Annotated in this window: 25 protein-coding genes; 10 read left to right on the top strand and 15 right to left on the bottom strand. The window is 63.5% G+C overall.

Translation table 11 applies throughout. The features are described from left to right. Positions 1 to 54: 54 nt before the first annotated feature. Together HX830_RS14350 and HX830_RS14345 are read right to left on the bottom strand one after the other, a co-directional pair. Complete coding sequence (locus HX830_RS14350) at positions 55 to 687, bottom strand: LysE family transporter (protein WP_152736710.1); 633 nt, start codon at positions 685 to 687, stop codon at positions 55 to 57. Positions 688 to 765: 78 nt separating this feature from the next. Next, positions 766 to 2676, bottom strand: coding sequence for an ATP-binding cassette domain-containing protein (locus tag HX830_RS14345; protein ID WP_177100861.1), 1911 nt, complete (start codon positions 2674 to 2676; stop codon positions 766 to 768). A gap of 50 nt (positions 2677 to 2726) precedes the next feature. Between HX830_RS14345 and HX830_RS14340 the strand changes: the two genes are divergently transcribed. Further along, complete coding sequence (locus HX830_RS14340) at positions 2727 to 3191, top strand: TIGR02444 family protein (RefSeq protein ID WP_177100859.1); 465 nt, start codon at positions 2727 to 2729, stop codon at positions 3189 to 3191. On the opposite strand, the gene HX830_RS14335 is transcribed toward HX830_RS14340, so the two are convergent. After that, positions 3188 to 4285 carry an AlgP family protein gene (locus HX830_RS14335; RefSeq protein WP_177100857.1) on the bottom strand — a complete coding sequence of 366 codons (1098 nt, stop codon included), beginning with the start codon at positions 4283 to 4285 and terminating at the stop codon, positions 3188 to 3190. The genes HX830_RS14340 and HX830_RS14335 overlap by 4 nt on opposite strands. 173 nt (positions 4286 to 4458) lie before the next feature. On the opposite strand from HX830_RS14335, the gene HX830_RS14330 reads away from it, so the two are divergent. Further along, positions 4459 to 5124: an FKBP-type peptidyl-prolyl cis-trans isomerase gene (locus HX830_RS14330; RefSeq protein WP_152736706.1), complete on the top strand. Its 666-nt coding sequence runs from the start codon at positions 4459 to 4461 to the stop codon at positions 5122 to 5124. 63 nt (positions 5125 to 5187) lie between these two features. On the opposite strand, the gene rsd is transcribed toward HX830_RS14330, so the two are convergent. From rsd to HX830_RS14290, 8 genes are all read right to left on the bottom strand, one after another. Then, a complete protein-coding gene (gene rsd, locus HX830_RS14325) occupies positions 5188 to 5646 on the bottom strand; it encodes a sigma D regulator (protein ID WP_103499007.1) in 459 nt (152 codons plus the stop codon). Between the two features lie 194 nt (positions 5647 to 5840). Further along, positions 5841 to 6350 carry a disulfide bond formation protein B gene (locus HX830_RS14320; RefSeq protein ID WP_103499008.1) on the bottom strand — a complete coding sequence of 170 codons (510 nt, stop codon included), beginning with the start codon at positions 6348 to 6350 and terminating at the stop codon, positions 5841 to 5843. A 225-nt stretch (positions 6351 to 6575) separates the two neighbouring features. Then, on the bottom strand, positions 6576 to 7799 hold the full coding sequence (locus HX830_RS14315) for a heme biosynthesis protein HemY (RefSeq protein ID WP_177100855.1): 1224 nt from the start codon (positions 7797 to 7799) through the stop codon (positions 6576 to 6578). Beyond that, positions 7796 to 8923 (bottom strand): uroporphyrinogen-III C-methyltransferase, encoded by a 1128-nt coding sequence (locus HX830_RS14310; RefSeq protein WP_177100853.1) that lies wholly within the window; start codon positions 8921 to 8923, stop codon positions 7796 to 7798. The genes HX830_RS14315 and HX830_RS14310 overlap by 4 nt, the downstream gene beginning before the upstream one ends. 18 nt (positions 8924 to 8941) lie before the next feature. Continuing rightward, positions 8942 to 9709, bottom strand: a complete 768-nt coding sequence (locus HX830_RS14305) for a uroporphyrinogen-III synthase (protein WP_177100851.1) — start codon at positions 9707 to 9709, stop codon at positions 8942 to 8944. Continuing rightward, a complete protein-coding gene (gene hemC / locus HX830_RS14300) occupies positions 9706 to 10647 on the bottom strand; it encodes a hydroxymethylbilane synthase (protein WP_177100849.1) in 942 nt (313 codons plus the stop codon). The genes HX830_RS14305 and hemC overlap by 4 nt, the downstream gene beginning before the upstream one ends. Positions 10648 to 10784: 137 nt before the next feature. Further along, positions 10785 to 11531 (bottom strand): LytR/AlgR family response regulator transcription factor, encoded by a 747-nt coding sequence (locus tag HX830_RS14295; RefSeq protein WP_100942125.1) that lies wholly within the window; start codon positions 11529 to 11531, stop codon positions 10785 to 10787. Next, complete coding sequence (locus tag HX830_RS14290; protein WP_152736704.1) at positions 11528 to 12610, bottom strand: sensor histidine kinase; 1083 nt, start codon at positions 12608 to 12610, stop codon at positions 11528 to 11530. Before HX830_RS14290 ends, HX830_RS14295 begins: the two co-directional genes overlap by 4 nt. A 185-nt stretch (positions 12611 to 12795) precedes the next feature. Here HX830_RS14290 and argH point away from each other — a divergent pair, with 185 nt between their 5' ends. After that, positions 12796 to 14190: an argininosuccinate lyase gene (argH, locus tag HX830_RS14285; RefSeq protein WP_103499013.1), complete on the top strand. Its 1395-nt coding sequence runs from the start codon at positions 12796 to 12798 to the stop codon at positions 14188 to 14190. 184 nt (positions 14191 to 14374) lie between these two features. Here the strand turns inward: argH and HX830_RS14280 are convergent, their stop codons facing one another. Continuing rightward, on the bottom strand, positions 14375 to 15034 hold the full coding sequence (locus tag HX830_RS14280) for a glutathione S-transferase family protein (protein ID WP_152736703.1): 660 nt from the start codon (positions 15032 to 15034) through the stop codon (positions 14375 to 14377). 125 nt (positions 15035 to 15159) lie between these two features. Here HX830_RS14280 and HX830_RS14275 point away from each other — a divergent pair, with 125 nt between their 5' ends. The 3 genes from HX830_RS14275 (at position 15160) to HX830_RS14265 (ending at position 18890) form a co-directional block, all read left to right on the top strand. After that, entirely contained in the window at positions 15160 to 15444 is a 285-nt protein-coding gene (locus tag HX830_RS14275) for a hypothetical protein (RefSeq protein WP_152736702.1), read from the top strand. 176 nt (positions 15445 to 15620) lie between these two features. Then, entirely contained in the window at positions 15621 to 15866 is a 246-nt protein-coding gene (locus HX830_RS14270; protein WP_100942130.1) for a TIGR02647 family protein, read from the top strand. A gap of 177 nt (positions 15867 to 16043) precedes the next feature. Beyond that, a complete protein-coding gene (locus HX830_RS14265) occupies positions 16044 to 18890 on the top strand; it encodes a class I adenylate cyclase (RefSeq protein WP_103499016.1) in 2847 nt (948 codons plus the stop codon). Positions 18891 to 18906: 16 nt separating this feature from the next. On the opposite strand, the gene rnk is transcribed toward HX830_RS14265, so the two are convergent. The 3 genes from rnk to cyaY form a co-directional block, all read right to left on the bottom strand. After that, on the bottom strand, positions 18907 to 19320 hold the full coding sequence (rnk, locus tag HX830_RS14260) for a nucleoside diphosphate kinase regulator (protein ID WP_100942132.1): 414 nt from the start codon (positions 19318 to 19320) through the stop codon (positions 18907 to 18909). 158 nt (positions 19321 to 19478) lie between these two features. Beyond that, positions 19479 to 19703, bottom strand: a complete 225-nt coding sequence (locus tag HX830_RS14255; RefSeq protein WP_177101007.1) for a DUF1289 domain-containing protein — start codon at positions 19701 to 19703, stop codon at positions 19479 to 19481. Continuing rightward, the gene (gene cyaY / locus HX830_RS14250; RefSeq protein WP_103499017.1) at positions 19703 to 20059 is read right to left on the bottom strand and encodes an iron donor protein CyaY; all 357 of its coding nucleotides are present in this window, start codon (positions 20057 to 20059) and stop codon (positions 19703 to 19705) included. Before cyaY ends, HX830_RS14255 begins: the two co-directional genes overlap by 1 nt. Before the next feature lie 214 nt (positions 20060 to 20273). Here cyaY and lptM point away from each other — a divergent pair, with 214 nt between their 5' ends. From lptM to HX830_RS14230, 4 genes are read left to right on the top strand one after another with little or no spacing between them, the layout of a single operon-like run. Continuing rightward, entirely contained in the window at positions 20274 to 20435 is a 162-nt protein-coding gene (gene lptM, locus HX830_RS14245; protein WP_103499018.1) for an LPS translocon maturation chaperone LptM, read from the top strand. A gap of 9 nt (positions 20436 to 20444) precedes the next feature. Further along, positions 20445 to 21692 carry a diaminopimelate decarboxylase gene (gene lysA, locus HX830_RS14240; protein ID WP_177100847.1) on the top strand — a complete coding sequence of 416 codons (1248 nt, stop codon included), beginning with the start codon at positions 20445 to 20447 and terminating at the stop codon, positions 21690 to 21692. A 4-nt stretch (positions 21693 to 21696) separates the two neighbouring features. Then, positions 21697 to 22527, top strand: coding sequence for a diaminopimelate epimerase (gene dapF, locus HX830_RS14235; RefSeq protein WP_103499020.1), 831 nt, complete (start codon positions 21697 to 21699; stop codon positions 22525 to 22527). A 13-nt stretch (positions 22528 to 22540) separates the two neighbouring features. Continuing rightward, entirely contained in the window at positions 22541 to 23266 is a 726-nt protein-coding gene (locus HX830_RS14230; protein WP_103499021.1) for a DUF484 family protein, read from the top strand. Positions 23267 to 23268: the final 2 nt, after the last annotated feature.

Here is a 23268-nt window from a genome sequence, read left to right as displayed (position 1 = left end):
ACCTGTGGGAGCAGAGCTTGCTCGCGAAGGCGTCCGCTCAGGCAACGATGAGCTTCAGGTGGTCGCCTTGTGCAAGGTCGCCAGAAAACCCGCCGCCCCCACGAACAAGCCAGCAAAGGTACGGTTCATCCGGCGCTGCTGCTTGGGCGTGCGCAACAGGCGCAGGACCTTGGCCGCCAGGCCCGTGTAACCGGCCATGACGATCATGTCGACGGCGATCATGGTCACGCCAAGGATCAGGTACTGATGCACCAGCGGTGCATGGGGATCGATGAACTGCGGCAGCACCGCCAGCATGAACACCAGGGCCTTGGGGTTGCTGACGTTCACCAGGAAACCGCGGAACATCAAGGTCAGCGGCTTGCCCACCGGGCGAATCGTCGACTCTTCGGCCATATTGCTGGGCAACGCGCGCCACTGCTTGACCGCCAGGTACACCAGGTAGACCACGCCGAACCATTTGATGGCGTAGAAAGCCGAGGAAGAGGCTGCCAGGATCGCCCCGACGCCCGCGGCAATCACCGCGATCTGCGCCGCCAGGCCCAGCTGCAGGCCGAGGGCATTCCAGTAGCCACGCAGGAAACCGTATTGCAGGCCGCTGGACATCGAGGCGATGGCGCCGGCACCCGGGGATAGGCTGATTACCCAGCACGCGGCAAAAAAGGCCAGCCATGTCTCAAGCAGCATCACGCACCTCGGATAGAGAGTTGTTACAAACCTCTAAGCTAATCCGTGGGCGTGAAATTGACTATCGTTTTTTGTCGCTCAGGACAACGCTTCCAGCTCCGCCTGCATGCTTTCCAGCAGCTCCAGGGCTTCCATCCACGCCTCTTCCAGCTGGGACTCGCGCACTTTCAACTTGGCCTGTTCGGCCAGCAGATCACGCAGCTCATCCTTGCGCGCCGCCTCGTAGACCGCGCTGTCACCCAGGCTCGCTTCGATCTTCGCCAGCTTCTCGTGCAGCTTGCCCAACTCGGCTTCGAGCTTGTCGGCTTCACGCTTGTGCGGGGCCAGTTGCTGACGCAACGCGGCGGCCTGCTGGCGCTGGGCTTTCTTGTCGGTCTTGTCGGCATTGACTGGCGTATTGCTCACCGGCGCATTGCGCTGGCGATACTCCACCAGCCAGCGAGCGTAGTCTTCCAGGTCGCCGTCGAACTCTTCGACCTTGCCGTCCGCCACCAGGTAGAAATTATCCGTGGTGCTCTTGAGCAGGTGACGGTCGTGGGAAACCACCAGCACCGCACCGCTGAACTCCTGCAAGGCCATGGTCAGCGCCAGGCGCATTTCCAGGTCGAGGTGGTTGGTCGGTTCGTCGAGCAGCAACAGGTTCGGCCGCTCCCAGGCGATCAAGGCCAACGCCAGGCGGGCCTTTTCGCCACCGGAGAAGTTCAGCACCGGCTCGTCGATGCGCGCGCCACGGAAGTCGAAACCGCCGAGGAAGTCGCGCAGGGTCTGCTCGCGCTCGGTCGGCGCCAGGCGTTGCAGATGCAGCAACGGGCTGGCCTTGGAGTCCAGCGAGTCGAGCTGGTGCTGGGCAAAGTAGCCGACCACGGTGTTTTCACCACGGGTCATGCGCCCCGCCAACGGCGACAGCTCGCCGGCGAGGTTCTTGATCAGCGTCGACTTGCCCGCGCCGTTGGGGCCGAGCAGGCCGATCCGGGCACCCGGGGTCAGTTGCAGCTTGACCTTCTCCAGGACGGTCTTGTCGCCATAACCCAGGCGTGCGTCGGACAGGTCGAGCAGCGGGCTGGAAATCTTATGCGATTCGCGGAAGACAAAGTCGAACGGCGAATCGACGTGGGCCGCGGACAGCTCTTCCATCCGCTCCAGGGCCTTGATCCGGCTCTGGGCCTGGCGGGCCTTGGTGGCCTGGGCCTTGAAGCGGGCGATGTAGCTTTCCATGTGCGCACGCTGCGCCTGCTGCTTCTCGTAGGCCTGTTGCTGCTGGGCCAGACGCTCGGCACGGGCACGCTCGAACGCGGTGTAGCCACCCCGGTAGAGGGTGATCTTGCGCTGGTCGACATGGGCCACGTGATCGACCACTTCATCGAGGAAATCACGGTCGTGGGAGATCAGCAGCAAGGTACCGGGGTAACTCTTGAGCCAGTCTTCCAGCCAGATGATCGCGTCGAGGTCCAGGTGGTTGGTCGGCTCGTCGAGCAGCAACAGGTCCGACGGGCACATCAGCGCCTGCGCCAGGTTCAGGCGCATCCGCCAGCCACCGGAGAATGCCGAGACCTGATGGTCCATCTGGTCGTTGGTGAAGCCCAGGCCGGCCAGCAGCTTGCGCGCGCGGGCATCGGCGGTGTAACCGTCAGCGCTGTCGAGCTCCGAGTGCAGACGGGCCTGGGCGGCGCCGTCATGGGCCGCCTCGGCCGCCGCCAGGTCGTGTTGCACCTGGCGCAGGCGCACGTCACCATCGAGCACGTAGTCGACCGCCAGGCGTTCGAGGGTGTCGACCTCCTGGCGCATGTGGGCGATACGCCAATCGGCCGGCAGGAAGCAATCACCCGAGTCCGGATGCAGCTCGCCCCGCAGCAGGGCGAACAGGCTGGATTTGCCGGCACCGTTGGCACCGATCAGGCCGGCTTTATGGCCGGCGTGCAGGGTCAGCTCGGCGTCTTCTAGCAGACGTTGCGGGCCACGCTGTAAAGTCAGGTTCTGAAGTCGAATCATAATGGCGGCGGAGTCTACCAGCTTCCCTCGCAACTGGCGCGGATCTCACCATGCATGCTGACCTGTGGACGTTTTCCCTGAACACTTACGCCAAGCCCGGCGTGGAACAAACCTGCCTGGCGCTCCAGGCCCAGGGGGCGAATGTCTGCCTGCTGCTCTGCGCGGCCTGGCTGGGCCGACGCGGAGTGCGCTGCGAGGCCGAACGCGCGGGGCAATTGCAGGCTCTCGCCGAGCCCTGGCACGACCAGGTGGTGCAGCCACTGCGGCAGTTGCGCACGCAATGGCGCACGGCGGCCTTGGAGGACGTCGAGTTGAAAGTGCTGAGGGATCAGGTCAAGGCGTTGGAACTGGCCGCCGAGCAGCAGCTATTGCAGCGACTGGAAGCGTTGGCTCGGGATTGGCCCGAGGTCGGCGCGGAAGATCTGGACACGTGGCTGGAGGCGGTGACCGCCCAGGCCACAAGCCTGAATAGCGACGCGCTGCAGCAGCTGCGCGTCGCGGTGAACCAGGCTTAGGAAGCGCTGGTCGGGGTTACGGCAGCAGGCGCGGCTGGCGCTGGAGCAGCCGGTGCGGCTGCGGCGACGCTGGCGGGCGCGACCGATGCAGGTGCCGCCGGCTTGGCTGCTACGGCTGGCTTGGCGGCGGTGACAGCAGGCTTTGCGGCCGGTTTGGCAGCCACGGCTTTTGCAGCGGGCTTGGCAGCGGCTGGTTTAGCGGCAACAGCTTTTGCAGCAGGCTTGGCAGCGGCTGGTTTAGCGGCAACAGCTTTTGCAGCAGGCTTGGCAGCGGCTGGTTTAGCGGCAACAACTTTTGCAGCAGGCTTGGCAGCGGCCGGTTTAGCGGCAGCAGCTTTTGCAGCTGGCTTGGCGGCAGCCGGTTTGGCAGCTACAGCTTTTGCAGCGGGCTTGGCAGCGGCTGGTTTGGCAGCAGCCACTTTTGCAGCGGGCTTGGCGGCGGCAGGTTTAGCGGCAGCAGCTTTTGCAGCTGGCTTGGCGGCGGCCGGTTTGGCAGCTACAGCTTTTGCAGCGGGCTTGGCAGCGGCTGGTTTAGCGGCAGCCACTTTTGCAGCGGGCTTGGCAGCAACTGGCTTAGCGGCAGCAGCTTTTGCAGCAGGCTTGGCAGCAGCCACTTTTGCAGCAGGCTTGGCGACAACCGGTTTGGCGGCAGCAGGTTTGGCGGCAGCGGGTTTAGCCGCGGCAGGTTTGGCAGCACGAGTCGACAGTGCCTTGGTGACAGCCTCTTTCACACGGCCAACACCCTGGGCCAGTTTCAGGCTTTCCTGGGCATCGCGCTTGAGTTGCAGGATGTAGCCACGGGTGTCCGACTGGCTGGCTTTCAGCTTGTCCAGCAACTCTTCGAGCTCACCGACCGCGCTCTTGGCCTTGGCTTGTGCCTTGGCTTTTCCGGCAGTGGCCGAGTCCTGCAATTTGGTCCGCGCCTTGTGCAGTTTTTCCTGGGCTTTACCGCGTTGTTTTTCCAGTTTGGCGAGCAGTTTTTCAGCATCAGCCAGGGCCTGGGTGCAAGCAGTTTCCAGATGTTCGAGCAGGCTGCCCGACAACTGTTGGAGCAGATGCAACGGAGTATTTACGGGCTTCTTGGTGGCCGACATGGTGTACCTCCTGACTGATGTGAATGCGGCTCATACTAGCCCTCTGGGACTACCGCCGCTAGGGCATGTTGACAGTATCGAAGGGCCCGCGTTGCATGCCTTGAAAAATGCTTCTTCAACAACTCATCCAGAGCACTGGCATAATCCTCCGAACCTGAGGTCGGAGAGTGCTTATGCCGCGTTATTTTCTGCTGTCACTGTGTGTGTTCTGGTCGCTTGCGCACGCCGCGCCAGAGGTCGCGAACGATGACGCCCACGACCTGGCCTACAGCCTCGGCGCCAGCCTCGGCGAGCGTCTGCGCCAGGATGCTCCGGACCTGCAGATCAAGGCCCTGCTCGACGGTTTGAAGCAGGCCTACCAGGGCAAGCCGCTGGCCTTGAAGGACGAACGCATCCAGCAGATTCTCGCCGCGCATGATGCCCAGGTCGCTCAGGAAGCGGCCAAACCCCAGAGCGAAATCGCGCTGGAAGCCGAGCGAAAATTCCTCACTGAAGAAAAGGCCAAGCCCGGCGTCCACGAATTGGCCGACGGCATCCTGATGACGGAACTGACGCCTGGCAGCGGAGAAAAAGTCGCGGCCAACGGCAAGGTCCAGGTGCGCTATGTCGGACGTCTGCCCAACGGCACGGTGTTCGATCAGAACCGACAGCCACAATGGTTCCGCCTGGACAGTGTGATCAATGGCTGGCGCAGCGCCCTGCCCCAGATGCCTGTCGGTGCGAAATGGCGCCTGGTACTGCCCTCGGCACAAGCGTATGGCGCCGACGGTGCCGGCGATCTGATCGCGCCGTACACACCGCTGGTGTTCGAAATCGAGCTGCTCGGCGTGGCCAGCTGACGCTGGCACCAGAACGAAAAACGGTGCGCCTGAGCGCACCGTTTTCATGTGTAGCCATTGGGATCAGGCCTGGGCTTCAGCCTTTTCCTTGTGCGCGGTATGCAGCACTTCGATCAGGCAATCCTCCAGCTCGAAGCGCTCGTGCAGCAAGCCGCCCAGTTCCTGGAATTTATGCGCCACACACTCGCCTTCATCGCACAGATCGTTGAAGGCCAGCAGCTTCTCGGTAATCACATCGATACGCGGGTAGATCGTCTCCGCCAGCTCCAGGCCACGCTTGTCGCCAAAGGCCTTGGCCTCGCCGGTCAACTGCTCGTAGATCTCGAAGTGGCCGGCCGACACATAGTCAACCAGCAGACCGCAGAACTCCTGCAAGGGCTTGGGGTTCTGCGCCAGTGCACCCGGCTCGGCACCGAGGGCATCGTAGGCCCCCACGAGCTCGTGACGCTCCTTGAGCCAGCGATCGATCAGCAGATGCACTCCACCCCAGCGTTCCTGAGCATTCCGACAACTTTCGAGCATGGTGATCTCTTCCCTTCTGGGTCATGCCGACCGACGCCTCGGACACATCGAGGCTCCTGACTTGGCCAAACAGAACAAGCTGATTGCGATAACGCGATGCGGGCCAGATTATGCCCGCTCGACACCTGCTTCAAGGTACGCAGGAGAGAAAGTTCATACAAGTGTTTAATCCGAGGCACGACTGCCGGTTACTTTTACGCCCCGCCCGACACCGAATCCGGCCCCACCAGCTGATAGATCATCAGCAGGCTCATACCCACGAAAGCCAGCAGGCTCCACTCGGGAATGCTCAGGTCGAAGAGGGTCCACTGGATCTCCGCGCATTCGGCCGTGGCCCGGAACATCAACTTGAACGCCTGGAGGGTGGGTACCTGCTGGATCAGGCAATGCAGGTCAGGCTGGCAGATCATCAGTTGCTCGGCCGGCACCCGCTGCAACAGGACCTGCCGCGCCGCCGTGGCGGCACCGGCGAGGGCCAGCAACAGGTCGAGGCCGCCATAGACCCAGCGGCCGATACGACCCGGGCCGTGCAACACCGCCACCAGGCTGACCAGGCAGAACCCGGCGAGGAAAAAGCGCTGGACGATGCACAGCGAGCAAGGCTCCAGCCCGGTCACACGCTCCAGGTACAGCGACGCCCCCATGACCAGGGCACCTGTCAACAAGGCCAGGGAGAACAGAGAACGTGAGCGGGCCAAGAACATGGCTTATCCGTAACAGGAGAGACAGGCAGTTACGGTAGAGGAAAGCCCTTGGCCCTTTCAAGGCGAGCCAGAGCAGACAATTCCTTAAGCCTGTAAGGAATTACCGACGGACATCCTATGAAACCATTAATTCAGAAGTAGGAATCAGACTTCGTCACGGCAAGGGAAGCATCCTGACACGCAAAGACGGGATGCCTGAAGCCGCATCCCGTCTTCCAGGCCACCTCACACCGGTAGTGGCGAGGCCAGCAGACGCTTGTCCAACAGACCCAGGCCCTCCTGGAACAACTGGTTGCTGCGCTCGGTATCACCGAGTTGGGCCAGCAGTCGCGCCAGCTCCGCGCAGGCTTCAGGGTGGCGCTGCACCCGCAGGCTGCTTTCCAGGTAGTCGCGGGCCTTGCCCCACAGACTGTTTTGCAGGCTCAGGCGTCCCAGCGTCAGCAACAGGCTGGCATCCTCGGGATGGTCTTTCAACCAGCCTTCGGCAGTCTGCAGCTGTCGGGCCGGGTCACGTCCGCGCAACAAGCCGTACAGACGCGCCAGATGGCTGTCGTACTGGCGCTTGAGCGCCGCGCGCAGGGTTTCTTCGGCCTCGGCGTCGGCACCGAGCTGTCGCAGTTGCTCGGCATAGGCCAACACCAATGGCGGCTCCTGGCGCTGGGCCGAGCTCAATTGCTGCCAGGCCCGCTCCAGCGCCTGCAGGCCCGCTTCGCCGTCCTCACGCTGGGCCGCCAGGCTCAGGTTCTCACCCCAGGCACGGCGTTCCAACTCGGCCAGTTCAGCCTTGGCCAGCACCTTGTCCTTGCGCAACTCCGGCAACAGACGGATCAACGCCGACCAGTCGCCACGTTGCTGATACAGGCGCTGCAACTGACGCAGGACCTGGATGCTATGGGGATGACGCTCGTGCATGGCCTGCAGGGTATTCAAAGCCCCCTCGCTGTCGCCACGGTCCACTTGCAACTGCGCGTGACTGAGGGCAATCGCCAACTCGGCCTGGGGCTGGCGGTCGAGGGCGCGCTCCAGCAGGCTGTCGCACTCCTCGTGCTTGCCTTGTTCGTTGGCCGCCCGGGCCGCGCCGAGGTAGTACAGCAGCGGCTGGCGTTCGGCCTCAGCGGCCCGTTGCAAATGGCGCTGGGCACTGGCCCAGCGGCCCTCGGCCAGGTCCATCTGGCCTTGCTCGATGGCCACCTGGGTGCGCCGGCTGCGATTGCGCCGGGACCAGGGATTGGCCACGGAGCCCGAGGTGGTCACCAACCCCACCAGGAATTTCACCAGCCACAGCACCAGCCATGCCAGCAGCAGCACGACCAGGAAGGCCCACAGGCTCGATTCGTAACGGAAGCTGTCATAGGCGATCAGGACGTAACCCGCGTGCCGCGAGATCGCATAGCCGAGGCCCGCCGCAATGGCGGCGACCAGTACCAGGATCAGGAGGAAGCGCTTCATGGGCTGGTCCCCTCGACCGGGGTCACGCTCGGGCTGACCGGGGTCTCGATCTCGACATGTCGCCGCTCGAGATAGGCCTGCACCGCCGCCAGGGTTCCGGCCAGATCAGGCGTGACCACGGTCACCGGCTGTTTGCTCAGCTCGGCCAGGCGCTCGAGCATGACCTTGCTCTGTGGATTGTCCGGGTTGAAGCTACCGGTCAGCACGTCCCGGGCCTCGGTCAAGGCCTGGGTGTAGACCCCGGCCTGACCATTCAAGGCGGCCCACTGGGCCTGTTCCAGGGCCAGGCCGAGGGCCAGGCGGACCTGCGCCAGGCTCTGCCCGGCGAGCAACGGCCGGATGTTCTTGTTGGCATTGAAGTCGATGCGGATATAACGCGAGATCTCATCCCACCACAGGGCCCAGCGGCTGGCGCCATCGCCGTCGGCGGTCAGGCCGAGCAGGGAGTCGCCGCGATCCTTGTACTCCGGCGCCAACTCGTTGAGCAGGGGCAACTGGTCGCGCAGGGCGCCCAGTTGCAGGAACAGGCCGGTACGGTCCGGCTGCTCGGTGCTGCGCAGCGCGGCCAGGCTCCTGGCCACCTGCTCGCGGGCGGCAAAGGAACCCGGATCGTTCTGTTCACGCAGGATATCGTCGGCGCCCTGCACCAGGGCCAGGGCACTGGTGATGTCCTGCAACGCCGACAAGCGCAGGCTCGCCAGGCGCAGCAAATGCTCGGCCTCGGCCAGGCGCCAGTCCTTGCGGCTGGCACCCAGCACGCTTTCCAGCTTCTGGTTCAGACGCTGCTGATCGCCCTGCAACTGCGTCACCAGGCGACGACGCTCCTCCAGTTCACCGGCACCCGGCAACTGATCCAGGCGCGCGGCCAGTTGCTGTTCGGTCAGCTTGAGGGACTGCGCCTGGCTGCCCAGGTCTTGCAGTTGTCCGCTCTGCTGCTGATGGTTGGCTTGCAGGTTGCGCACCTGCCAGACACCCCAGCCACCCGCCGCCGCGCCGGCGGCGCCGAGCAACAGGGCGAGGAGCGCCAGGCCATTGCCACGACGCGCCACGGGCGCCACCGGCGGTTGAACCGGGGTATCGACCACCGGCTGGGCTTCTTCTTTCGGCAAGGCTGTTTCGCTCACGTGTCCATCCTTTGCATTCTAGAGAGCGGGTACGGGATGCTCCCGCAACGCCGCTAGCAAAGCCGTGGCACTGGCACCACGACAATCCACCACATGTTGGGCCCCTGCGGCGCGGGCCATTTCGGCCACCCGCGGGCTTGGAACAAACAACGGCAGGCGCGCCAGTTCCGGCCAGGCCGTCGCCGCCAACTGGAGCAGGTGTTCAAAACCCTGCCCACTGCTGACCACCAGGGCGTTCAGGCGTTCCGCCGCGACGCGCTGGGCCAGGAAGCCCTCGGCATACTCGGGCAACAGCCGACGGTACAACTCAAGGTAGTCGACACTAGCACCCTGGCCGCGCAAACGCTCGGCCAGCAGCTCGCGTCCGCCCTCTCCGCGCAGGATCAATACCCGCGGCTCGGGGCACGCCAGCGCCTGCTGCAACGCCGGCAACGCCAACAAGGCCTCACTGTCGTCGCCCTCGGCGGGATAATCAACCTCGAGGCCGTAATCGACGAGGATCCCCGCAGTCGCGGCACCCACCGTGAACCATGGCAGGAACGGCGGCTGCGGCCAGTACTGGTCCACCAACTCAACAGCCAGGCGCGCCGCCGGCTTGCTGACCACGATCACCGCACTGTAGTGGGCCAGGTCGTAGATCATCGTCCGCCCGGCACCGTCGAGGGGCACGGGTTCGATCTCCAGCAGCGGCAGGCTGCTGCTGAATATCCCGGCCGCGGCCAGGGCGCTCGCCAGCTCCGCCGACTCTGACGCCGGCCGGGTCAACAACAGGCGCCAACCACTCACTCTTCGCCAGCCTCGCCATAGACGGCCTGGAGAATCGCGTCCGCGCCTTGGGCCAGCAGCGCTTGTGCGACCTGCACGCCGAGGGCCTGGGCATCACCTTGCGGAGCCCGGGCATCGGCGCTGAGCAGCAGGCCGCCCTTGGGATCGCCGACCAGCCCACGCAGCCAGATCTGCTCGCCTTCGAGCACGGCGTAACAGGCAATCGGCACCTGGCAACCGCCGTTCAGATGTTTATTCAAGGCGCGCTCGGCGGTGACCCGCACGGCGGTATCGGCATGGTGCAGGGGCGCCAGCAGGGCATGGATTTCCGTGTCGGCGCTGCGGCACTCGATACCCACCGCGCCCTGGCCACCGGCCGGCAAGCTGTCTTCGACACTGATGGCCGAGGTGATGCGATCTTCAAAACCGAGGCGGATCAGGCCGGCGGCGGCGAGGATGATCGCGTCGTACTCGCCGGCGTCCAGCTTGGCCAGGCGGGTGTTGACGTTGCCACGCAGGAAGCGGATCTGCAGGTCAGGCCGACGGGTCAGCAATTGTGCCTGGCGGCGCAGGCTCGAAGTGCCGACCACGCTGCCGGCCGGCAGATCCTCAAGACTGGCGAAGGTATTGGAAACGAAGGCATCGCGCGGGTCTTCGCGCTCGCAGATGCAGAACAGGCCGAGGCCTTCGGGGAAATCCATCGGCACGTCTTTCATCGAATGCACGGCGATATCGGCCTCGTGCTCGAGCAGCGCGGTTTCCAGTTCCTTGACGAACAAGCCCTTGCCGCCGATTTTCGACAGCGGCGAGTCCAGCAGCTTGTCGCCGCGACTGACCATGGGGACCAGGACCACCGACAAACCGGGATGAGCCTGCTCCAGGCGGGCCTTGACGTATTCGGCCTGCCACAGGGCCAGCGCACTTTTACGGGTAGCGATGCGGATTTCGCGAGAAGACATGGATCGATCCGTACTGAATAGATACGGCAGATAATAACAGCTCGGCCCGGCCCGCTTTGACTTGTATCAGCCAATAAGCGGCCTCCCTGGCCTGGAAATACCGGGTAGACGACCTTGCGCCACGCGCAAGGCACGGATTAAAGCTGTTGCATCATCTTGCGCACGCCGGCGACATGGCGTCGGCTGACGATCAGCGCGTCACCGCCCAGGCCCTTGAGGAACAGCTGGAAGTGGCCCAACGGCGTACGTTGCAGGCGCTCGATGCGTTCGCGGGCCACCAGCGCGTTGCGGTGAATACGCACGAAGCGGTCGCCGAACTCGTCTTCCAGGGCCTTCAACGGCTCGTCCAGCAGCACTTCGCCACCCTCGTGGCGCAGGGTCACGTACTTATGGTCGGCAATGAAGTAGATCACCTGGTCCAGGGGAATCAGCTCGATGCCCTTGCGGGTGCGGGCGCTGATATGACTGCGCGGACCGGCACCGGATTCAGCGGCGGGTCGTGTCAGGGCCGCCAGTTGCACGCGGTTGGGACGCTCGGCCTTCTTCAGCGCTTCGAGCAGGTGCTCGGCGCGCACCGGCTTGACCAGGTAACCCACGGCGCTGACCTGGAACGCTTCCAGGGCAAACTCGTCATGGGCGGTGCAGAACACCACGGCGGGCGGTGCTTCGCGCTCGCACAACCGCGCAGCCACTTGCAGGCCATCGAGACCGGGCATGCGGATATCGAGCAGGACCACATCGGGCCTCAGGCTCTCGATCAGGGACAATGCCTCTTCGCCATTGGTGGCGCTGGGCTCCAGGACACTGTAACCCTCGAGTTCGCCGACCAAACGGCTCAGGCGCTCGCGGGCCAGGGGTTCGTCATCAACGATCAGGACATTCATATTGCACTGGATTCCTGCGTGAGTCTCGCACAAGGATAGCGTAGACAGGTGAAGTGACGACCGTCACGGCGATCCACGCTAAGACTAGCGCGAGGCCCGAAAAGTGCCGTAAGTCGGGCACCGATATTTGCCAGTGCCAATTGAGTACCGCCCGACACCTGCCGCGGTGCGGCATCGTCGTAGGGATTGCTGATACACAATATGAACTCTCCCTCTTTATAGTCGGCTTCGACCCTGACCACGCCGCCTTCGATGCGCGGTGCGATGCCGTAGATCAGAGCGTTTTCCAACAGTGGTTGCAAGGTTAATTGCGGGATCGGCAAATCCTCTGGAATTGTGCCCACCCTCCAGTCCAACTGTAGACGGTTGCCAAGACGATATTGCTCAATCGACAAATATCGTTGCGCTAATTCCAGCTCGTCACGCCAGGTCACCAGGTTGCCGGGCCTGGCCAGGCTGGCGCGGAACAGGTCGGACAGATCCAGCACGGCCTGCTCGGCCTGTCGCGGATCGCTCACCACCAGGCTGGCGATACTGTTCAGGCTGTTGAACAGGAAGTGCGGGCGGATCCTCGACTGCAAGGCTTCGATGCGCGCCTGCAACTCCGCCTGCTGCTGGCGACGCCACTGACTCTGCAGATAAAAGTAGCGCAACATCAGGGCCGACATGATGAGGCTGATCAAACCATGGCGCAGATAGTGCCCAAGCGTACCTTCACCCGAGGGCGGGCCGGCCAGGGAAAAGTACTCGGTCAGGCCGGTACAGGCCAGGCTCAACCCGACCACCAGGGCACAGCACAGCACCCCGGCCAGCCCCGGGCGCAAGCGCGCCAACCAGGCCCGGGCACTGCACAACAACGCCGCCGACAACAGCACGATCCACTGCACATACAAGGAAGTCAGCGCCAGGCGCACCCAGTCGAAACCGACGGGCATCGGCTCGGCCAGCACCAGCACCATGACCAGCAGCTCGGCCAACACCACCAGCACCAGCAGCGCCTCGGGCAGGCAGAGTTCCGGAAGGAAGAATTCCTGGGTCGCGGGCGCGTCACGCCCTTCGTTCGATCGTGAAATAGGCATGGGCCCAGTCTCTGCGCCCGCGCCCGTGCCGACAAGCCGTTCGACAGATTCGGTCGAAATTTAATCCACCACGACCGCAAATCCACCCTGTGCACGCCGGCCGGCTGACGGGCCTCGGCGCAACCCTGTTATGATCGGTGACAACTTTTCCGGCAACCCACTTTCAGCAGATCACGAGCGAATCCATGAGCACCGACAAGACCAACCAGTCCTGGGGCGGCCGCTTCAGTGAACCCGTCGACGCCTTCGTCGCACGCTTCACCGCCTCCGTCACGTTCGACCAGCGCCTCTATCGCCACGACATCATGGGCTCCATCGCCCACGCCACGATGCTGGCCAAGGTCGGCGTGCTGACCGATGCCGAACGCGACAGCATCGCCGACGGCCTGAAAACCATCCAGGGTGAAATCGAGGCCGGCCAGTTCGACTGGCGCGTGGACCTGGAAGACGTGCACATGAATATCGAAGCGCGCCTGACCGACCGTATCGGTATCACCGGCAAGAAGCTGCACACCGGTCGTAGCCGCAACGACCAGGTGGCCACCGATATCCGCCTGTGGCTGCGGGACGAGATCGACCTGATCCTGGCTGAAATCACCCGCCTGCAAAAAGGCCTGCTGGAACAGGCCGAGCGCGAAGCCGGCAGCATCATGCCCGGCTTCACACACTTGCAGACCGCCCAGCCGGTGACCTTCGGGCACCATATGCTGGCCTGGTTCGAAATGCTCAGCCGCGACTACGAGCGCCTGGTCGACTGCCGCAAGCGCACCAACCGCATGCCCCTGGGCAGCGCGGCGCTGGCCGGCACCACCTACCCGATCGACCGTGAATACACCGCCCAACTGCTGGGCTTCGACGCGGTCGGCGGCAACTCCCTGGACAACGTTTCGGATCGTGACTTCGCCATCGAGTTCTGCTCGGCGGCCAGCATCGCGATGATGCACCTGTCGCGCTTCTCCGAAGAGCTGGTGTTGTGGACCAGCGCGCAGTTCCAGTTCATCGACCTGCCGGACCGCTTCTGCACCGGCAGCTCGATCATGCCCCAGAAGAAGAACCCCGACGTGCCGGAGCTGGTGCGCGGCAAGACCGGCCGGGTGTTCGGCGCGCTGATGGGCCTGCTGACCTTGATGAAGGGCCAGCCGCTGGCCTACAACAAGGACAACCAGGAAGACAAGGAACCGCTGTTCGACGCCGCCGACACCCTGCGCGATTCGTTGCGGGCGTTTGCCGACATGATCCCGGCGATCAAACCCAAGCACGCGGTGATGCGCGAAGCGGCGCTGCGGGGTTTCTCCACCGCGACCGACCTGGCGGATTACCTGGTGCGTCGTGGCCTGCCGTTCCGTGATTGCCACGAGATCGTCGGCCATGCGGTGAAGTACGGCGTGGAAACCGGCAAGGACCTGGCGGAAATGAGCCTGGAAGAACTGCGCACGTTCAGCGACCAGATCGATGACGACGTGTTTGCGGTATTGACCCTGGAAGGTTCGGTCAATGCCCGCAACCATATCGGCGGGACTGCACCGGCGCAGGTGAAGTTGGCCGTTGCCCGCGGTCAGGCGCTGCTCGCCAGCCGCTGATCCCTGTGTTGTAGCCGGCTTGCTGGCGATGAACAATGACGCGGTGTGTCTGATAGACCGCGTCGCTTGAATCGCCAGCAAGCCAGCTCCCACAGAACCGTGTTTCACCGCGAGATACCGTCGAGCCCCGCTCCTTGCAGGAGCCCGGCTTGCCGGCGATGGCGCCCTGATGAGCGCTACAAAACTATTTCTTGGCCGCAACCATCGCCAGGAACGCCGGCATCCCCGCTTCCTTGTCCGCCGCGATCCGCTGCACATTCGGCCACTGCTGCAAGCGTTCCAGTAACGCTTTGGCCTCAGGCATCTCGGCCAACAAATCAATCCCGAACAGCTTCTGGCCGACCGCGCAGGCCAGGTCGACGCTGTAGAGAAAGTAGATATCCGCCACGCTGAACTCGCTGCCCGCCACATAAGGGCCGAACGTGCCATGACGCTTGAGCGAGGCGAAGCCCAGCAGCAATTCGGCCCGGGTCTTCTCCTTGATCGCCTCCGGCACCGGCATCCCGAAGAAGGCCTCGGCGAACGACGCCCGCGCCGGCAACTCGATGTACAACTCGATTTCCTTGGCCAGCGCCAACACCCGGGCCCGCTGGAAAGGATCGGCCGGCAGCAGCTTCACCCCCGGCTGGGTGTCATCGATATAGGGCAGGATCACCGCGGTTTCGTTGATAAAACCCTGCTCCACGCCCAGCACCGGGACCTTGCCACGGGGGCTTATCGCCAGGGCCTCCGGGGTCTGCCCGGCATAAAACGGCACTTCCTCGAAAGGCAGGCCCTTTTCCAGCAGCGCCAACTTGACCATGTTGTAGTAGTTGCTGACCGCGAATCCATAAAGTTTGAGCATCACAAAGCCTCCAGGCCGTGCAGGGGGTTGGCCCCGGCAGTTATAGAACCTCGAAGGCTCTCTCGCCAGCAGCATCACGCCCCTGAATACAGTTAAACTGGCCGCCTTTCCTTGAGGAGTCCGCCATGAGCGAGCCAACCGATATCGACAACGACGACGAAGCGTTCGCCGAAAGCACCCTGGTCCAGGCCATCGAAAACCAGATCGAGACCGACAACCCGCCGGCGGCCAAGGCGATCTTCAACAAACTGACCCTGGTGGGTTACGAGCGCGAAGAGATCCTCAACCTGATGGCCCACGTGCTGGCGGTGGAGATCGATGCGATGTTGGATGAAGATCGCCCGTTCAATACAGAATGGTACGAGACCGCCTTGCGTGCCCTGCCGGAACTGCCTCCCGAGATTCAGTAACCCCACTGGATTTGCAGCGCCCCCTGTCTACACTGATATCGCCCCCTCACCACTCGGTCCCGGGGCGCTGTCCCCACCGTTCGACCGCATCCACATCGAAGACTGGACAGAGCGCTCAACTGCGATCACCTTAGGGGCGCTGTCGTCCAACAATTCCTAGAAAGTCTGGAGTCCTTATGTCGTATACCCCTGAGTTGGTTGCCGAACTGGAAATCCTTGCACTGTTCAATCTGGGCAATTCCCAGGAAGGCCTGAAAATTCATCAGACCGCCGCGCCAAAAGCCATCGCCGCCGCCCAACGGCTGTTCGAGAAAGAGCTGATCACCCAAGCCGACGGCGGTTACCTGACCAGCCTGGGCCGTGACGCAGCCGAGCATGCCCAAGGCCTGCTGACCATCCTGGCCATCAAAGAAGCCGCCTGACCCTTCGCCGCGCCCACGGGATCTCCTTCTGTCGGATCTCGCGGGCGCCGACGACAAAAACACTGAAAAACCGGCAGCACGAAGAAATTCTGTTTAAGCGTCCTGGCACTTCGGCGCTAAACTGCCAGCCTTGCGAACCCCTTCCTTTCGAGCCCCGCGAGCCGGTTTGAGTTAGACATGACGCGTACCCACGAAATTCGCCCGAATCTGGACGAGGGAATCGATCGCAAAGTCCTCAGCCAACTGCGTGCGCGCTTCCTGAAGCTCAACCAGGGGCGCATGAGTCGTGCCCTCGAAGGTCTGTCACCACGCCAACAGGTGGTGCTCAACCTGCTGCCGCTGTTTTTCCACGTCAATCACCCGTTGTTGCCCGGTTATGTCTCCGGCAGCACACCGGCCGGACTTTCGGACTATGAACCCGGCGAGCTGGCCCTGGCCGAAGCCCAGCGCCTGACCCGCTCGTTTTCCTACAAGACCCGCCACGGCAATCCACCGCGGCCGATCCACGGCCTGTTCCTGATGGGCAGCCTCGGCACCCTGGCCCAGGCCGAGCAGAGCGACATGGACATGTGGGTCTGCCACGCCAGCGATCTGAGCCAGGGCGAGTTGGCCGAACTGCGCAAGAAGTGCCAGCTGCTGGAGGAGTGGGCCGCCAGCCAGGGCGCCGAAGCGCATTTCTTCCTGATCGACCCGAGCCGCTTCGTGCGCGGCGAGCGCGATACGCAACTGAGCTCGGAAGACTGCGGCACCACCCAGCATTACCTGTTGCTGGACGAGTTCTACCGCACCGCCATCTGGCTCGCCGGGCGCACGCCGCTGTGGTGGCTGGTGCCGGTGTATGAGGAACAGCACTACGACCAGTACACCCACACCTTGTTGTCCAAGCGTTTTATCCGCGCCAACGAAACCCTCGACCTCGGCCATCTGGCGCGGATTCCGCCGGGGGAATTTATCGGTGCCGGGCTCTGGCAACTGTTCAAAGGCATCGAGTCGCCCTACAAATCGGTGCTCAAGCTGCTGCTGATCGAGGTCTACGCCAGCGAACATCCCCACGTCGAGTGCCTGAGCCTGCGCTTCAAGCAGGCGGTGTTCGCCAATCACCTGGACCTCGACGAGCTGGACCCCTATGTCGTGGTCTACCGACGTATCGAGGAGTACCTCAAGGCCCGCAATGAACCGGAACGCCTGGAACTGGTGCGGCGCAGCCTGTACCTGAAGGTCAACCGCAAGCTTACCGGCCAGAGCACGCGCAACCAGAGCTGGCAGCGCCTGCTGCTGATGCGACTGGCCGCCGAGTGGGGTTGGGACCGTCGGCAACTGGCGCTGCTCGACAGCCGCAGCCAGTGGAAAGTCCGCCAGGTCAGCGCCGAACGCCGGGCCCTGGTCAACGAACTCAACTACAGCTACCGCTTCCTGACCCAGTTCGCCCGCACCGAGCAGGCGGTCAGCCTGATCAACAAGCGCGACCTGAATGTCCTCGGCCGCCGTCTGTACGCCGCGTTCGAGCGCAAGGCCGGCAAGATCGAGTTCATCAACCCCGGCATCGCCCCGGACCTGGCCGAAGACACCCTTACCCTGGTCCAGTCGCCCAACCGCAAGGAACCGGGGCAAACCCACTGGGCCCTGTACAACGGCAGCCTGAATGCCCTCGAATGGGAAAACTTCGCCCCGATCAAGCGCAGCCGCGAACTGCTGGAACTGCTGGCCTGGAGTCATCGCAATGGTGTGATCGACCCCACCACACGCCTGTCGCTGCACCCCGGTAGCAGCGACCTGACCGAGTTCGAACTGTTCAACCTGCTCGGCAGCCTGCAACAGACCATCGCCCTGCCCCTGGGCAGCGTCAGCGAGGACCAGTTGCTGCGCCCGAGTATTGCGGCCGAAGTGCTGATCCTGGTGAATATCGGGGTCGACCCGCTCAAGCACCACCGCGACCTGAATATCCTGATGACCACCGAGCGCACCGACTCCCTGAGTTACGCCGGCGTCAGGGAAAACCTGGTGCTGACCCTCGACCAGGTCACGCTCAACAGCTGGAACGAAGTGCTGATCAACCGTTACGACGGTCCTCACGCGCTGCTCGACTGCCTGTGCAACTACCTCAACCACCTGCCGGTCGGGCGCCAGCTGCCGCGCTTGCGAGTGCGCTGCTTCTGCCACAACCGCGCGCAGTTCATCGCCCAACGGGTCGAGGAAGTGCTCAACACCGCCCAGGAACTGTTGCTCGGCAACCTCAATCATCGTTATCTGGTCCAGGTCCAGCAGCACTATCACGTCCTGGAGCTGGTGCAGGGCCGTGTCAAACATATCGCCCTGGACAGCCTGGCGGAGTTGCTCAGCTACCTGAACCAGGAACTGTCCGCCTACAGCCCGCTGTACGTGGACATCCGGGCGATGGAGGAGCACGACCTGGCGCTGGTGCTGCCCATGGGCCAGCCCGAATGCGTGCAGGTGTTCTACCGGATCAACGACACCTACGCCGAGCTGTACGTGCTGGATGAGTTCAATGCCCTCTGGCAACAGCGCCTGCCGTTCCATGACGAGCAAAGCCTGCTGGTGCCGCTGCAACGCTTCCTGCAGTCGATTCTCTACCGCCGCGAGGCGCTGATGCCCATGGAGACGACAGCGTCTTCGGCGGCGCTGGAAATCCTCTACTACCAGGTGCTGCCCTCGGGCCCCGGGCGAGCACGCCGGGTTGAACCCCGGCCGGCGCCGCAAACCCCGGTCAACAAGCCGTTCTATGACGTCCAGGCGATTGTCGGCAAAACCGGGACGGATACGGTCCAGGTCACCCTGTACTGCAATCAGCGGGAGTTTTCCGAACTGGAATACGGCGACCAGTTGTTTATCACGGTCGCCCGGGAAATCGTCGGGCAGCGCCGGGAAATCGAACGCTACCGCTGCTACATCACCGACCTGGACCTGAGTGCGCTGATCGGTGACGGACAGGGTTCGAGCAATCTCTACCTGCGCTACAAGGCCGAACTGGAAAGCGCGCTGAACCTGGCACTGGACCAGGTCTGAGGGCGCCAGGGCGGGCTCAGAGGTGGAAGTCGCCGGCGGCTTCCGGCTGATATTCCACTTCCAGCAGGTTCAGCTTCAGGGTCTTGCCGCCCGGAGCGGGCCAATCGATGTGCTGGCCGACCTGCAAACCGAGCAAGGCGCTGCCCACCGGCGCGAGAATGGAAATCCGCCCTTCATCGGCATTGGCGTCCTGCGGGTACACCAGGGTCAGGCGATAATCCTTGCCGCTGACCTCTTCACGGCAGTGCACCCGGGAATTCATGGTCACGACACCGGCCGGCACTTCTTCGTGGCCTACCACGCTGTCGGCACGGTCCAGTTCGGCTTGCAACGCGATGACACCGGGCAGCGTGTCGTCCAGGCTGTCGATCAGGCGCTCCAGACGTTGCACGTCAAGGCGGGTGAGGATGATGGAAGGTGCGGTGCTCATGATCCAGGCAGACTCCTTTTTTCTGCACGATAAAAGCAAAACCCCGCCACGAAAGGCGGGGTTTTCACAGGCCTCGTCGACACGAGGCGTACCCGGACACTACCACAGCGGCGTAAATACACAACCCGAGGAGGAAGGGGTTTGCCCCCGACAATCCGTCAGGCCTGCGCCTGGCGCTGCCGGGCCTGCTCGCAGATCTCCCGCCGGCGCGCATCATCCGCCGCGCGCCACTCGCGGATATCCTCGACGTGCCGAAAACAGCCGATACAAATTTTCTGCTCGTCCAGCCGACAAAGGCTCACACAAGGCGACGGCACGGCCGGGCTGACGTTGCTGTACAACGGCTTGGCGGGGCGTGCCGGAGCGGTTTGCTGCGTCACGATCAGATCTCTTCGAAGTCCAGGTCGACACCGGCCTGTTCCAGGGTAAAGCGCGCCAGGATCTCGTTGAGCTTCTCTTCGCTCTTCACACAGAACCAATAGCTGCCGTCTTCATCCTCGCTGCTGCTTTCCTTGTACTCGAAGTGATAACCACCGGTGGGCTTGGCCGTCGCCAGCCAGAGCTGACGCAGCGGCTCCTGGCGACTGAAGATCAGCTGGCTGCCGCCTTCGAACTTCGCGGTGAGCACACCGGCGGAGTTTTCCAGGTCCACATCCAGGCCACTCTCATCGAACACTTCTTCCAGGTTTTCCAGGGTGGAATCGACCAGATCGTGAAAACGGGCTTCAGTCAAACTCATTGCGCGAACCTCGAAAAATGCGTGTCCCTTCAAGCGCCGCAAGATACGAGCGCTCCCGGACGATTGCAAAGCATAACCACGTGAAGCCAAGAGTGACATCAATAATCCACAAACGGTGCCCGGGTGCCGCCGGACGGGCAGCGGCCCGCATAGGCAAGCCGCCGGGTGGCCGGTATACTCCGGCGCAATTAATGCTTTTTCAAAGGATTTCGCCATGAAGCGCCTGATCTCTTCCCTTGCTGCGCTCCTCGCGATCGCTTGCCTCGTCTCCGCCTGTGGTCAAAAAGGTCCGCTGTATCTGCCCGATGGCAGCCAGAACCCGGACGACCAGGCCAAGTCCTCGCAGGCCAAAGCGCACCAGCACGACACCTACTAAGGGATCACCATGGAAGCTTTTAACTACCGTGGCGGTGAGCTGTTCGCGGAAGGTGTAGCTTTGTCCGCCATTGCCGAGCGCTTTGGCACGCCGACCTACGTCTATTCCCGCGCCCACATCGAGGCGCAGTACAACGCCTATGCCAATGCCCTCGAAGGCATGCCGCACCTGGTCTGCTTCGCGGTCAAGGCCAACTCCAACCTGGGCGTGCTGAACGTCCTGGCACGCCTCGGTGCCGGTTTCGACATCGTTTCCCGTGGTGAACTGGAGCGGGTCCTGGCCGCCGGCGGCAGCGCCGACAAGATCGTCTTCTCCGGCGTCGGCAAGACCCGTGAAGACATGCGCCGCGCCCTGGAAGTCGGTGTGCACTGCTTCAATATCGAGTCCACCGACGAGCTGGAACGCCTGCAAGTAGTGGCCGCCGAGCTGGGCGTGCGTGCGCCGATCTCGTTGCGGGTCAACCCGGATGTCGACGCCGGCACCCACCCGTACATCTCCACCGGCCTTAAAGAGAACAAATTCGGTATCGCCATTGCCGATGCCGAGGATGTCTACATCCGCGCCGCACAGCTGCCGAACCTGGAAGTGCTGGGCGTCGATTGCCATATCGGCTCGCAACTGACCACCCTCGAGCCCTTCCTCGATGCCCTCGACCGCCTGCTGGCGCTGATCGACCGCCTCGGCGAATGCGGCATCTACCTGCAGCACATCGACCTCGGTGGCGGCGTCGGCGTGCGTTATCGCGACGAAGAGCCACCGCTGGTCGGCGACTACATCAAGGCCGTGCGCGAGCGTATCGCCGGTCGCGACCTGGGGCTGATGTTCGAGCCGGGCCGCTACATCGTCGCCAATGCCGGCGTGTTGCTGACCCAGGTCGAGTACCTCAAGCACACCGAACACAAGGATTTCGCCATCGTCGACGCGGCGATGAACGACCTGATCCGTCCGGCCCTGTACCAGGCCTGGATGGGCGTCAGCGCCGTACGTCCGCGCGAAGCCGCCGGGCGGGTCTACGATATCGTCGGGCCGATCTGCGAGACCGGCGACTTCCTGGCCAAGGAACGTCAGCTGGCCCTCGAGGAAGGTGACCTGCTGGCCGTGCACTCGGCCGGCGCCTACGGTTTCGTCATGAGCTCCAACTACAACACTCGCGGCCGCGCCGCCGAAGTGCTGGTGGATGGCGAGCAGATGTTCGAAGTGCGTCGTCGCGAGACGCTCGCCGAGTTGTATGCCGGCGAAAGCCTGCTGCCGGAGTAAGACCATGCTGCTGCGTTTTACCAAGATGCACGGCCTGGGCAACGACTTCATGGTCCTCGACCTGGTCAGCCAGCACGCGCATATCCAGCCCAAGCACGCCAAGCAATGGGGCGACCGCCACACCGGTATCGGCTTCGACCAGTTGCTGATCGTCGAGGCACCGAGCAATCCGGAAGTGGATTTCCGCTATCGGATCTTCAACTCCGACGGTTCGGAAGTGGAACAGTGCGGCAACGGTGCGCGCTGTTTCGCCCGTTTCGTGCTCGACAAACGCCTGACCGCCAAGCGCCTGATCCGCGTCGAAACCAAGAGCGGAGTCATCGAGCTGGATGTCCGCCAGGACGGCCAGATCAGCGTGAACATGGGCCCGCCGCGCCTGGTGCCGGCCGAAATCCCGTTCCAGGCCGAGCAACAGGCCACGAGCTACGCCGTGGATGTCGACGGCCAGAACGTCGACCTGGCGGCCGTGTCCATGGGCAATCCCCATGCGGTGCTGCGGGTCAGCGACATCAACAGCGCGCCGGTGCATGAACTGGGACCGAAGATCGAACATCACCCGCGCTTTCCGGCCCGGGTCAATGTCGGCTTCCTGCAAGTGATTGACCGCCACCGCGGACAACTGCGAGTCTGGGAACGTGGCGCCGGGGAAACCCAGGCCTGCGGGACCGGCGCCTGCGCCGCCGCGGTGGCTGCCATCAGCCAGGGCTGGATGGATTCACCGGTGACCCTCGACCTGCCCGGCGGACGCCTGTCCATCGAATGGGCGGGTGTCGGCGAACCGGTGATGATGACGGGTCCTGCCGTTCGGGTGTATGAAGGACAAGTGCGTCTATAAGCGAGCCAATACCATGACCGACCAGCCTCAGGTTCCAGCCGAACAGCCCAACGAGTCGCCTGCACAGAGCCTTGAGGCGGCGCAGGTCGCCGCCTATCTGGAGGCCAATCCGGATTTCTTCGTCGAGCACGAGGAACTGCTGCCGGCGCTGCGCATTCCTCATCGACGCGGCGATACGGTGTCGCTGGTCGAGCGCCAGATGAAGATCCTCCGCGAGCGCAACATCGAGATGCGCCATCGCCTGTCGCAACTGATGGATGTGGCCCGGGACAACGATCGCCTGTTCGAGAAGACCCGCCGCCTGATCCTCGCGCTGATGGACGCCACCAGCCTGGACGACCTGGTCATGGCCGTGGAAGACAGCCTGCGCCAGGACTTCCAGGTGCCCTTCGTCAGCCTGATCCTGTTCGGCGACAACGCCATGCCGGTGGGCCGCTGGGTCAGCCATGCCGAAGCCCAGCAAGCCATCGGCGGCCTGCTCTCGGAAGGCAAGAGCATCAGCGGCAGCCTGCGTGAGCACGAGCTGGACTTCCTGTTCGGCGAAGAACAACGCAAGCAGATCGGCTCCACCGCGGTGGTCGCCATCAGCTATCAGGGTGTACATGGCGTCCTGGCCGTGGCCAGCCGTGACCCGCAACACTACAAAAGCTCGGTGGGCACCCTGTTCCTCAGCTACATCGCCGAAGTCATGGGCCGCGTGGTTCCGCGCTTCACCCCCGCCCTGCGCTCGGTGCGCTAGCC

The organism is Pseudomonas gingeri (assembly GCF_013385425.1).
GTDB classification, from domain to species: domain Bacteria; phylum Pseudomonadota; class Gammaproteobacteria; order Pseudomonadales; family Pseudomonadaceae; genus Aquipseudomonas; species Aquipseudomonas gingeri_D.
This window is presented reverse-complemented; position numbering and strand designations above follow the sequence as displayed.

Bases quoted from the DNA above. Each gene is read 5' to 3' on its own strand.
- HX830_RS14350 (WP_152736710.1), bottom strand. From the start codon at position 687: ATGCTGCTTGAGACATGGCTGGCCTTTTTTGCCGCGTGCTGGGTAATC.
- HX830_RS14345 (WP_177100861.1), bottom strand. From the start codon at position 2,676: ATGATTCGACTTCAGAACCTGACTTTACAGCGTGGCCCGCAACGTCTG.
- HX830_RS14340 (WP_177100859.1), top strand. From the start codon at position 2,727: ATGCATGCTGACCTGTGGACGTTTTCCCTGAACACTTACGCCAAGCCC.
- HX830_RS14335 (WP_177100857.1), bottom strand. From the start codon at position 4,285: ATGTCGGCCACCAAGAAGCCCGTAAATACTCCGTTGCATCTGCTCCAA.
- HX830_RS14330 (WP_152736706.1), top strand. From the start codon at position 4,459: ATGCCGCGTTATTTTCTGCTGTCACTGTGTGTGTTCTGGTCGCTTGCG.
- rsd (WP_103499007.1), bottom strand. From the start codon at position 5,646: ATGCTCGAAAGTTGTCGGAATGCTCAGGAACGCTGGGGTGGAGTGCAT.
- HX830_RS14320 (WP_103499008.1), bottom strand. From the start codon at position 6,350: ATGTTCTTGGCCCGCTCACGTTCTCTGTTCTCCCTGGCCTTGTTGACA.
- HX830_RS14315 (WP_177100855.1), bottom strand. From the start codon at position 7,799: ATGAAGCGCTTCCTCCTGATCCTGGTACTGGTCGCCGCCATTGCGGCG.
- hemC (WP_177100849.1), bottom strand. From the start codon at position 10,647: ATGTCTTCTCGCGAAATCCGCATCGCTACCCGTAAAAGTGCGCTGGCC.
- HX830_RS14295 (WP_100942125.1), bottom strand. From the start codon at position 11,531: ATGAATGTCCTGATCGTTGATGACGAACCCCTGGCCCGCGAGCGCCTG.
- HX830_RS14290 (WP_152736704.1), bottom strand. From the start codon at position 12,610: ATGCCTATTTCACGATCGAACGAAGGGCGTGACGCGCCCGCGACCCAG.
- argH (WP_103499013.1), top strand. From the start codon at position 12,796: ATGAGCACCGACAAGACCAACCAGTCCTGGGGCGGCCGCTTCAGTGAA.
- HX830_RS14280 (WP_152736703.1), bottom strand. From the start codon at position 15,034: ATGCTCAAACTTTATGGATTCGCGGTCAGCAACTACTACAACATGGTC.
- HX830_RS14275 (WP_152736702.1), top strand. From the start codon at position 15,160: ATGAGCGAGCCAACCGATATCGACAACGACGACGAAGCGTTCGCCGAA.
- HX830_RS14270 (WP_100942130.1), top strand. From the start codon at position 15,621: ATGTCGTATACCCCTGAGTTGGTTGCCGAACTGGAAATCCTTGCACTG.
- HX830_RS14265 (WP_103499016.1), top strand. From the start codon at position 16,044: ATGACGCGTACCCACGAAATTCGCCCGAATCTGGACGAGGGAATCGAT.
- rnk (WP_100942132.1), bottom strand. From the start codon at position 19,320: ATGAGCACCGCACCTTCCATCATCCTCACCCGCCTTGACGTGCAACGT.
- cyaY (WP_103499017.1), bottom strand. From the start codon at position 20,059: ATGAGTTTGACTGAAGCCCGTTTTCACGATCTGGTCGATTCCACCCTG.
- lptM (WP_103499018.1), top strand. From the start codon at position 20,274: ATGAAGCGCCTGATCTCTTCCCTTGCTGCGCTCCTCGCGATCGCTTGC.
- lysA (WP_177100847.1), top strand. From the start codon at position 20,445: ATGGAAGCTTTTAACTACCGTGGCGGTGAGCTGTTCGCGGAAGGTGTA.
- dapF (WP_103499020.1), top strand. From the start codon at position 21,697: ATGCTGCTGCGTTTTACCAAGATGCACGGCCTGGGCAACGACTTCATG.
- HX830_RS14230 (WP_103499021.1), top strand. From the start codon at position 22,541: ATGACCGACCAGCCTCAGGTTCCAGCCGAACAGCCCAACGAGTCGCCT.